The sequence below is a fragment of the Serratia sp. CY84636 genome (genome assembly GCF_052166245.1).
GTDB lineage: Bacteria > Pseudomonadota > Gammaproteobacteria > Enterobacterales > Enterobacteriaceae > Serratia > Serratia nevei.
The window spans coordinates 232,984-239,788 of record NZ_JBJNOX010000011.1 but is presented as its reverse complement, the minus strand read 5'-3'; the positions used below and the strand labels follow the sequence as shown (position 1 = coordinate 239,788).

At 63.3% G+C, this 6,805-nt stretch carries 7 protein-coding genes and 1 pseudogene; 4 read left to right on the top strand and 4 right to left on the bottom strand.

The genetic code is table 11. The annotated features are described in order from the left end of the window. Positions 1 to 556: pseudogene (locus ACJ8QI_RS22530) on the top strand (PLP-dependent aminotransferase family protein); the annotation flags it as partial. A 61-nt stretch (positions 557 to 617) separates the two neighbouring features. Here the strand turns inward: ACJ8QI_RS22530 and ACJ8QI_RS22525 are convergent. Together ACJ8QI_RS22525 and ACJ8QI_RS22520 are read right to left on the bottom strand one after the other, a co-directional pair. Beyond that, positions 618 to 926: a DUF883 family protein gene (locus ACJ8QI_RS22525; protein ID WP_004928950.1), complete on the bottom strand. Its 309-nt coding sequence runs from the start codon at positions 924 to 926 to the stop codon at positions 618 to 620. A 91-nt stretch (positions 927 to 1,017) separates the two neighbouring features. Next, positions 1,018 to 1,992: a nickel/cobalt transporter gene (locus ACJ8QI_RS22520; protein ID WP_442533117.1), complete on the bottom strand. Its 975-nt coding sequence runs from the start codon at positions 1,990 to 1,992 to the stop codon at positions 1,018 to 1,020. 199 nt (positions 1,993 to 2,191) lie between these two features. Between ACJ8QI_RS22520 and asr the strand changes: the two genes are divergently transcribed. Further along, positions 2,192 to 2,542: an acid resistance repetitive basic protein Asr gene (gene asr, locus ACJ8QI_RS22515; RefSeq protein ID WP_004928953.1), complete on the top strand. Its 351-nt coding sequence runs from the start codon at positions 2,192 to 2,194 to the stop codon at positions 2,540 to 2,542. A 195-nt stretch (positions 2,543 to 2,737) separates the two neighbouring features. Here the strand turns inward: asr and ACJ8QI_RS22510 are convergent, their stop codons facing one another. Beyond that, positions 2,738 to 3,118 carry a DUF4440 domain-containing protein gene (locus ACJ8QI_RS22510; protein WP_049200826.1) on the bottom strand — a complete coding sequence of 127 codons (381 nt, stop codon included), beginning with the start codon at positions 3,116 to 3,118 and terminating at the stop codon, positions 2,738 to 2,740. Next, positions 3,115 to 4,497: an MFS transporter gene (locus ACJ8QI_RS22505; RefSeq protein ID WP_060425079.1), complete on the bottom strand. Its 1,383-nt coding sequence runs from the start codon at positions 4,495 to 4,497 to the stop codon at positions 3,115 to 3,117. The genes ACJ8QI_RS22510 and ACJ8QI_RS22505 overlap by 4 nt, the downstream gene beginning before the upstream one ends. A gap of 105 nt (positions 4,498 to 4,602) precedes the next feature. Between ACJ8QI_RS22505 and ACJ8QI_RS22500 the strand changes: the two genes are divergently transcribed. Both ACJ8QI_RS22500 and ACJ8QI_RS22495 read left to right on the top strand, forming a co-directional pair. Then, the gene (locus tag ACJ8QI_RS22500) at positions 4,603 to 5,508 is read left to right on the top strand and encodes a LysR family transcriptional regulator (protein WP_102984243.1); all 906 of its coding nucleotides are present in this window, start codon (positions 4,603 to 4,605) and stop codon (positions 5,506 to 5,508) included. A 90-nt stretch (positions 5,509 to 5,598) separates the two neighbouring features. Further along, on the top strand, positions 5,599 to 6,771 hold the full coding sequence (locus ACJ8QI_RS22495) for an MFS transporter (RefSeq protein WP_202670653.1): 1,173 nt from the start codon (positions 5,599 to 5,601) through the stop codon (positions 6,769 to 6,771). Positions 6,772 to 6,805: the final 34 nt, after the last annotated feature.

The following is a 6,805-nucleotide window of genomic DNA, read 5'->3' as shown; positions in this document are numbered from 1 at the left end:
CTATCACGGGCGGCCATTGCCGCCGCTGAAAAGCCTCGATGTTCAGGGGCGGGTGCTGTACGCCGGCACCTTCAGCAAAACGCTGTTCCCGGCGCTGCGCATGGCTTACCTGGTGGTGCCCGCCGGCCTGACGGAGGCCTTTGCGCGCAGCAGCCGGCTACGTGGCTGCGGCTGCCCGCCGCTGCTGCAGGCCGGCGTGGCGAATTTTATCCGGCAAGGGCATTTCTACCGCCACCTGAAACGCATGCGGCCGCTGTACCGCCAGCGGCGTGAGTGGCTGACGCAGGCGCTGGAACGGCAGCTGGGGGCGTGGCTGACGGCGGTGCCGCAACAGGGCGGCATTCAGCTGTTGGCCCGGCTGCGTGACGGGGTGGCGGATACGCCGTTGGCGGCGCAAGCCTGGCAACAGGGGCTGGCGGCGCAGGCGTTGTCGGACTGGCGAATCGACCATCCGGCGGGGCAGGGGTTACTGCTGGGGTTCGCCAATTTCACTCGGCAAGAGGAGACGGAGCGGGCGGTGCAGGGGCTGGCGCAGCTGTTCAAACGCCTCAATTAAACGGCCCGCGATTTCCGCGGGCCAGACGCACATCTGTTTTATCTTTATGACTGCAGGGGTGTTAACGCCGGGCCAGCAGCACGCCGAGCACGATGCCGACGGCGGCACCGATCCCTACGCCCTGCCAAGGTTTGTCACGCACATAGCTGTCTGCTTGATCGACCGCGTCGCGCGCATGCTGTGTCAGACTGGTGGAGCCATTGAACCGCGCCCGGGCGTCGCGCAGCACGCCTTTCGCCTTACTGTGCAGCTCTTTCAGTTCCTCTTTGGTCTTGTCACCGGACTCGCGCAACACTTCATCCAGCGTATCGGCCAACAGAGTGACGTCCTGATCGATATCGCGTTCTGTTCTTTCCGCTTTCTTAAACATTCAGCTCTCCATTTCGACACATGTCTTTTAAGTGTAGACCATGCCGAGATTTGTGTGGCCGATCACGCAAAAAAACGACGATTTACCGGCGTTAGCAGCCGGCGGCGATAAAATCGCCGTTGGCGCTGACCGGGATCACCGAATTGAACAGCACCAGCGCGAACAGGATCAGGATCACGCCGCCGAGCATCACGGCGATGCGCGACGCCTGTGCCAGATAGTAGCCCGTCAGGCCGGGTTGATGGGCCAGAAAACGCTCGCGCGCGTGGTGCACCAGCGTGGCGAGGATCATGATCGACAGCCCGGTACCCAGCGCCATGCTCATGGCGGAGATCACCCCCCAGGTGAACATGCCGATGGCGTTGGCGAACACCAGAATCAGGATGGCGCCGCTGCACGGACGAATACCGATGGAGACGATCAGCCACAGCGCGTTGCGCCAGCCGCCGGTCAGTTCGGCCGCGCTGGGCTGATGCCGGTGGCCGCACTCGCACGCCGCGCTATGCGCGTGGTCCGCCGGGTGCAGCGCCTGAATGACCGGCGCGCGGCGCCGACGCCAGCGCCAGCCGCTGGCGCGCAGGATCACCATCAGGCCGAAGGCGGCGATGAAGACCGCGCTGCCTTTTTCCACCCAATAACGGCTGAGGCTGAGATCGCCCATCGACAGGTTGAGCGCCACCGCCAGCACTACCACGAACACAATGGCGACCACGCCTTGCATCAGGCTGCCCAGCAGGGTGATCGCCCGGCTGGCGTTCAGCCGTTCGCGGTGAGTGGCCAGATAAGTGGTGATGACGAACTTGCCGTGGCCAGGGCCGATGGAGTGCAGGAAGCCGTAAGCGAAACTGGCCAGCGTCAGCATTAGCCCGCCGCTGTATTGCTGGTTGCGCTGCTGCAGCAGATAGAGCACCAGATAGCGGTGCATGTAAATCTGGAAGTTGATGCAATACTGCACAAAATCGGCCCAGTGCCGCACGAACAGGTAGAGCAGCGTCAGCAGCAGCAGACCAGCGAGGGCCAGACCGGCGTAGCGGCCCGGCGCGTGTTTCAGCGAGACGGTTTTCATAGCGTGAGCGAGCCTGTACGAGGGGCATCTTCCTTCAGCATATACCCGCCGATGCGGTTCACAAGCACCGTTCACAAACGTTGTACATTTGGTTACTCGGCGAAACCAATCACTCACGGAAACGGCAGTTTGATTCCACTAGTATCTGTTTCAACGGCTCCACCGGAGCTTACCGAAACAACACTCTGAGGATTTAAAGATGAAAAAAGTATTAGCGCTGATCGTTGCTGCCACTATGGGTCTGTCTTCTGTTGCTTTCGCTGCTGATACTGCAGCTACTGCTCCGGCTACCACCACCGCGCCAGCTGCGACCACCACTACCGCTGCGCCAGCGGCTGCTGCTGAAAAAGCGCCAGCTAAAGCAACGCACCACAAGAAAGCTAAGCACCACAAAAAAGCGCCAGCCCAGAAAGCTCAGGCCGCTAAAAAGCACCACAAAAAAGCGCCAGCTCAGAAAGCCCAGGCTGCTAAAAAACACCACAAAAAAGCGCCAGTGCAGAAAGCTCAGGCCGCTAAAAAACACCACAAAAAAGCCGGTAAAAAAGCTTAATTAAGTGATGTTTGCGGAACCGAAAGGTTCCGCACTCTCCAGCCCGTACTCCAGACACCCGGTTCTTCCGGGTGTCTTCTTTTGAGGCGACGAACGATGATCAATCGCTATCTGTTTGAAGTCATTTTCAGTGCGGTAACCCTGTGCGGGGTGATCGTCGGTTGGGAACTGTTTTTGGCCGGCAGCTTTTTGTAATTATTGCGCTGCGGCGGTTTCGTGCAAATGCCGCCAGCCGAGTACGTTGGGCTGACGTTCAAAGACCACCGTGGAATAGCGCAGCGTGGCGCTTTGCCCCGGCAGGCTCTGTTTTTCCCGGTAGCTGACTACTGCGCCCGTCGGCCATTCGGCCACCAGCTTCATCTCTTCTATCTCGATTTCCAATCCCGGTTTGGCGGCGCGATGCGCGCGGAAAAAGGCGCACAGCGCGGCAAAATCCAGCGGAGCGCCGCTCAGCGCGATCATGCTGAAATCCGGCGTAAAGCGCGCCAGCAGCGCCTGTTCTTCTCCAGCCCCTTTGCCCAGCCAGCGTTCAATGGCGATGTGGGCGTCGATCACTTCGGTAAAGTACGGGTTCATAAAGCATCCTGTTGAGCGTTGAGTTGGCGCACGATGGCGCGGTTGGCGAGGCGCAGGCACAGCAGCAGCGGGATAAATACGCTGGCGCCCGCCAGAATGAAGCAGGTGCGGTAGGCCGCCGCGGGCGGCAGCCCGGTCAGCAGCAAATTCAGCAGCAGGCTGAGCAGCGCCACGCCGAGGCAAAAACTGAGCTGGCGATTGATGTTCCACAGCGCGCTGGCGTCCGCCAGCTGAGCGTCGGGGATCTGCAGGAACGCGCTGCTCTGCGCGGTGCTGCTGCACAGGCTGCCGCCAAACCCCATCAGGGCGAAGGCGGCGATCTGCAATGCGTGCTGGCCGGCCAGATCGATCTGCGCCAGCGTCAGCATGCCGGCGCCTTGTAACAGGCAGCCGGCGATCAGCAGCGGCCGCGGGCCGAGGCGGTTAAAAGTTTTGCCGGTCAGCGTGATGGCCAGGAACGACGCCAGCGCCCAGGGCAGCATCAGGCCGCCGACCTGGGCGGCGGGCATCCCCAGCTGGTTTTGCAGATACAGCATCGCCACCAGGCTGACGCCGATGAACAGGCCGGGAATGCACAAATAAACCGCCATGGCGTTGCGCAGCAGTGGATCGGCGACCAGCCGCAGGTTCAGCAGCGGCTGCGGGGTGCGCAGGCTATGGCGCAGATAATAGGCCAGCACCAGCAGGCCGGCGGCCAGCAGCGCCGCGCCGGAAGCCTGATGACCGGTCTCGCTCAGCCGGGTCAGGCCGAGCAGCAGCAGCGTCAACGCCGCGCAGGCACTCAGCAGCCCTTTGCCGTCGAGCGGTTTACGCACCGCCGTCGACGTTTCCGCGCGCAGCCACAGCGCCGCCAGCGCCAGGGCCAGGGCCGCCAGCGGCAGGTTGGCGAAAAACACCCAGCGCCAGTCCAGCCGATCGACGAGCCAGCCGCCCAGCGCCGGTGACAGCGCCGGCGCCAGCAGCCCCACCAACATGATGGCCGCCGACAGCCCGGCGCGTTCATGGCTGCGGTACAGCTGGTAGGTCAGCGTTTGGCCGATGGGGATCAGTAAGCCGCCGCCCATGCCCTGCAGGGTGCGCCAGCCGATCAGCGCGCCGATGCTGTCGGCATTGCCCGCACCGAGGGTGGCCAGCATGAACAGCGCCAGCGACAGCAGGAACACCCGCCGCCCGCCGATGCGCTGCGCCAGCCAGGCGCTGAGGGGGATCACCAGCGTCAGGCCGAGAATATAGCCGTTGCTGACCCACGCCAGTTGGCTGACCGACGCCCGCATCGCCTGGCCGATGGCGGGGTAGGCGACGTTGGCGATAAACATATTGATCAGATCGACGAAAAAGCCGAGCAGATAGACGATTGCCACTTTGCTGCGATAAGACATGGTGCCTCCGGTTGAAGGCGAGCAGTGTATCGGGGGGAAAAGTGCGGATAAATCGGCGGCGGGCGATTACACTGTCAAAATGATTTTGACAATAAGGGCGGCGAAATGCTGAATTTGCAGCGCCTGGCGATCTTTGCGGCGGTGGTGGAAGCGGGCAGCTTTACCGCGGCAGCGGCGGCGCTGGGGCAAACCAAGGCGGTGGTGAGCTTTAACGTCAAACAGCTGGAGAACGAGCTGGGGGTGTCACTGCTGGCGCGCAGCACCCGGCGGCTGTCGCTGACCGACGCCGGCGAACGCTTTTACCAGCGCAGCCTGCAGCTGCTGCAGGAGGCGGAAAACGTGCTGGACGACGTGCGTCGCGATCATCACGGCCTGAGCGGCGTGCTGCGCATCACCAGCACGCCGGAGTACGGCGCGCAGGTGGTGGTGCCGGCGCTGGCGGATTTTTCGCGGCAGCATCCGCGGCTGCGCATCCAGCATGTCTCTTCTTCTTATCATGCCGATCTGATCTCGGAGCGCTTTGACGTGGCGATCCGCCTGGGCCAGCTGGCGGACTCCAGCCACCGCGCGGCGCTGATCGACAGCTTCGCCATTTTTCCGGTGGCGTCGCCGGGTTATCTGGCCGACCGACCGATTCATTCGCTGACGGATCTGGCGCAGGCGCAGTGGATCGCCCACAGCCGGCTCAGTTCACCGCTCAGCTGGCAGGTGGCCACGCCGCAGCGCGAAGCGGTGCTGTTCAAGGTCGCGGACGCTGCCACGCTCACCGGCGACAGTGCCGCGGCATTGCTGGCGTTCGCCCTGCATGGCGCCGGGGTGGCGCTGCTGCCGGCGTGGCTGGCGCAGCCCGAAATCGACGCCGGCCGGCTGCAACGGTTGCTGCCGGATCACCGTTTCCCCGAGCAGAGCATCTATGCGCTCTACCCGAACACCCGCCATGTGCCGGAAAAGGTGCGGGCGTTTATCGATTTTCTGCGCGCGCGGGTGGCGGCAAAATCGTTAGCGAAATAATAATTCGTTATAACTCTCTCATTTATCATCAGATCCCATCGGGGTATGCTGGCAATCTCTGTCTACCCCGTCCGATGCGAGCCACCTTCGATGACCGCAGAAAATAACCTCCAGCTGAACCGACGCATTCTGTCCGTGGTGATGTTCACCTTCGTCTGCTACCTGACCATCGGCCTGCCGCTGGCGGTGCTGCCGGGATTTGTGCATGAGCATCTGGGCTACAACTCGGTGCTGGCGGGCCTTATCATCAGCGCGCAGTACTTCGCCACGCTGTTCAGCCGCCCGCACGCCGGGCGCTATGCCGATCAGCTGGGGCCGAAGAAGGTGGTGCTGTTCGGCCTGGCGTGCTGCGGCGCCAGCGGCCTGTTTTACGCGCTGGCATTCGGCGTTGACGGTTACCCGTGGCTCAGCCTGCTGTTGCTGTGCGTGGGGCGGGTGTTTCTCGGCGTCGGCGAAAGCTTCGCCAGCACCGGTTCCACGCTGTGGGGTATCGGCCGGGTCGGAGCGATGCACACCGCGCGGGTGATTTCCTGGAACGGCGTTGCCACCTACGGGGCGATGGCGGCCGGGGCGCCGCTCGGCGTGTACCTGAATCAGCAGTGGGGATTGGCCGGGGTGGCGGCGCTGATCGTGCTGGCGGTCGCGGTGGCGCTGCTGTTGGCGAGCGGCAAGCCGGACGTCTCGATCGCCGCCGGGCAGCGCATCGCCTTTCGCGCGGTGTTCGGCCGTATCTGGGCCTATGGTCTCGGTCTGGCGATGGGCACCGTCGGCTTCGGCGTGATCGCCACGTTCATCACCCTTTACTATGCCGACAAAGGTTGGAGCGGCGCGGCGTTTTCGCTGACGCTGTTCAGCTGCGCCTTCGTCGGCATTCGCCTGATCTTCAGCAACGTCATCAACCGCCACGGCGGTCTGAAGGTGACGCTGGCGTCGTTTCTGGTCGAGATCGTCGGGCTGCTGTTGATCTGGCAGGCCGGTGAGCCCTGGATGGTGCAAACCGGCGCGTTGCTGGCCGGCGCCGGTTTCTCGCTGGTGTTCCCGGCGCTGGGCGTCGAGGCGGTGAAACAGGTGCCGCCGCAGAACCAGGGCACGGCGCTCGGCACCTATTCGGCGTTCCTCGACCTGGCGCTGGGCATCACCGGCCCGCTGGCCGGGCTGCTGATTGGGCAGGCGGGCGTGCCGTCGATCTATCTGGCGGCGGCCCTGCTGGTGGCGCTCGGGGTGTTGCTCACCCTGCGCTTGCTGCAGCGCAGGGTGAGCTGATTCAGGAATAGTCCGAAACCCGGATTCCTCCCCA